The 2,432-nt window shown below is 72.2% G+C and carries 1 pseudogene; it reads left to right on the top strand.

The features are described 5' to 3' along the window. Positions 1–64 precede the first annotated feature (64 nt). A pseudogene (locus tag G3N96_RS38340) lies at positions 65–2,432 on the top strand (amino acid adenylation domain-containing protein); the annotation flags it as partial.

Genomic DNA, 2,432 nt, shown 5'->3' with positions numbered 1-2,432 from the left:
CGCCGACCACCAAGATCACCACCTAAGCAAACACTCGTTCCTTACTCGACGCGCTTGCGATCTGGGCGCCACGCCGTGCGCGGTGCTGCTCGGCGCGCTCGATGCGCTGCTGGCGCGCGCGACCGGCGACGCGCGGATCTGCGTCGGCGTGCCGGCCGCGAACCGCGAACGCGCGGAGGTCGCCGGCCTGATCGGCTTCTTCGTCAACACGCTGGCGATCGACGTCGACGTGCCCGCGCACGGCGATTTCTCGTCGCTGGTCGCGCGCACGCAGCGCGCGCTCGTCGACGCGCAGATGCACCAGGACGTGCCGTTCGAGCAGGTCGTCGATGCGCTCGGCGTGCCGCGCAGTGCGAGCCACCATCCGCTGTTCCAGGTGATGGCCGCCTACGGCGAGCGCCGCGCGCTGCCGGCGCTCGGCGCGGCAGCGGCCGCGTTGCTGCCGTCGGGCACGCCATCCGCGAAATTCGACCTGACGTTGTCGGTCGAAGCGACGCCGGACGGCACGTTCGACGCCGCGTTCATCTACGCACTCGACCTGTTCGAGGCGGACGCGATCGCCCGGCTGGCCGCACGCTTCGTCACGCTGCTCGACGACGCGCTCGCACGCCCGGACATGCCGATCGGCGATCTCGACTGGCTGCCCGCCGCTGAACGCGAGCAGCTTTTCGCATGGAACGCCCCGGCGGGCGCGACCGAATCCGAACCGTTCGTGCCGGTGCATGCCCGCATTGCCGCGCATGCCCAGGCGCGGCCCGACGCACGCGGCGTCGCCGATATCGATCGCGCGCTGACGCGCGGCGAAGTCGATGCACGCGCGGCGCGGCTGGCGCGCCATCTGGTCGCGGCCGGCGTCCGCCCGGAAATGCGCGTCGGCGTCGCGCTGCAGCGCTCGGTCGACCTGCTCGTCGCGCTGATCGCGGTGCTGAAATCGGGCGCCGCGTTCGTGCCGCTCGATCCCGCGCATCCGCGCGAACGGCTCGCGCAGATCGTCGGCGATGCGAACATCACGCACGTGCTGACCGACCGCGCGAGCGCCGCGTCGCTGCCCGCGCTGCCGGAGCTGTGCGTGTGGCGCGCCGACGAAGTCGACGCCCTCGACGAAGCCGCGCACGTCGTGCTGCCGGACGTGCTGCCGGGCCACGCGGCCTATGCGATCTACACGTCGGGCTCGACCGGCAAGCCGAAGGGCGTGATCGTCGACCACGCGTCGTTCGCGCTGCATTGCGCGGCGATCGCCGAACGCTACGGCGCCGGCGAGAACGACGTGTTCCTGCTGTTCCAGTCGGTCAACTTCGACGGCGCGCACGAAGGCTGGTTTTCGCAATACATGTCGGGCGCCGCCGTGTCGGTGACGGCCGACGTGCTGTGGCCGCCCGCGCAGACCTGCGCGATGATGGTCCGCGACGGCGTGACGATGACGTACGTGCCGCCCGGCTGCGCCGCGCAGCTCGCCGAATGGGCGCTCGCGCATGGTGCACCGCCGACGCTGCGTTCGCTGACGGTCGGCGGCGAGGCGACGTCGCGCGAGGCGTTCGCGATGCTGCGCCGCGCGCTGCCGAACGTGCGCGTGGTCAACGGCTACGGCCCGACCGAGACGGTCATCACGCCGACGCTGTGGATGTTCCGGCCCGGCGACGATCTCGCGAAGCTCGGCGACGCCGCATACCTGCCGATCGGCACGCTGGTCGGCGCACGCACCGCGCACGTGCTCGACGAACGGCTGCATCCGCTGCCGGTCGGCGTGATCGGCGAACTGTACCTGGGCGGCGAGGGGATCGGCGTCGCGCGCGGTTATCTCGACCGCCCGGCGCTGACGGCCGAGCGCTTCGTGCCCGATCCGTACGGCGCGCCGGGCGCGCGGCTGTACCGCACCGGCGACCTCGTGCGGCGTCGCGCGGATGGGGTGTTCGACTTCATCGGCCGCGTCGACCACCAGGTGAAGCTGCGCGGGCTGCGCATCGAACTCGGCGAGATCGAGGCCCAGCTTGCCGCGCACGACGCGGTGCGCGAAGCCTGCGCGGTCGTGCACGGGCAGGGCGCACTCGCGCAGCTCGTCGCGTATGTCGAACTGACCGCCGACGCACAGGCGGCCGCGCAACCGGTCGAAGCGGCGACGCTCGACGCGCACCTGCGCCGCACGCTGCCCGACTACATGGTGCCTGCGCAACTGATCGTGCTCGACGCGCTGCCGCGCAACGCGAACAGCAAGGTCGACCGTGCACGGCTGCCGGCGCCGGTACGCGTCGAACGCGCGTACGAAGCGCCGCACGACGGCGACGAAGCCGCGCTCGCGGCGATCTGGTGCGACGTGCTGAATCTCGAGCGCGTGGGCCGTGGCGATCACTTCTTCGATCTCGGCGGCCATTCGCTCGCGGCCGTGCGCGTCGCGACGCGCGTGGCCGAGCGGCTCGGCCGCGACGTGCCGGTGG

It is taken from the genome of Burkholderia sp. Se-20373 (genome assembly GCF_017104705.1).
In the GTDB taxonomy this organism is placed as follows: domain Bacteria; phylum Pseudomonadota; class Gammaproteobacteria; order Burkholderiales; family Burkholderiaceae; genus Burkholderia.
This window is presented reverse-complemented; position numbering and strand designations above follow the sequence as displayed.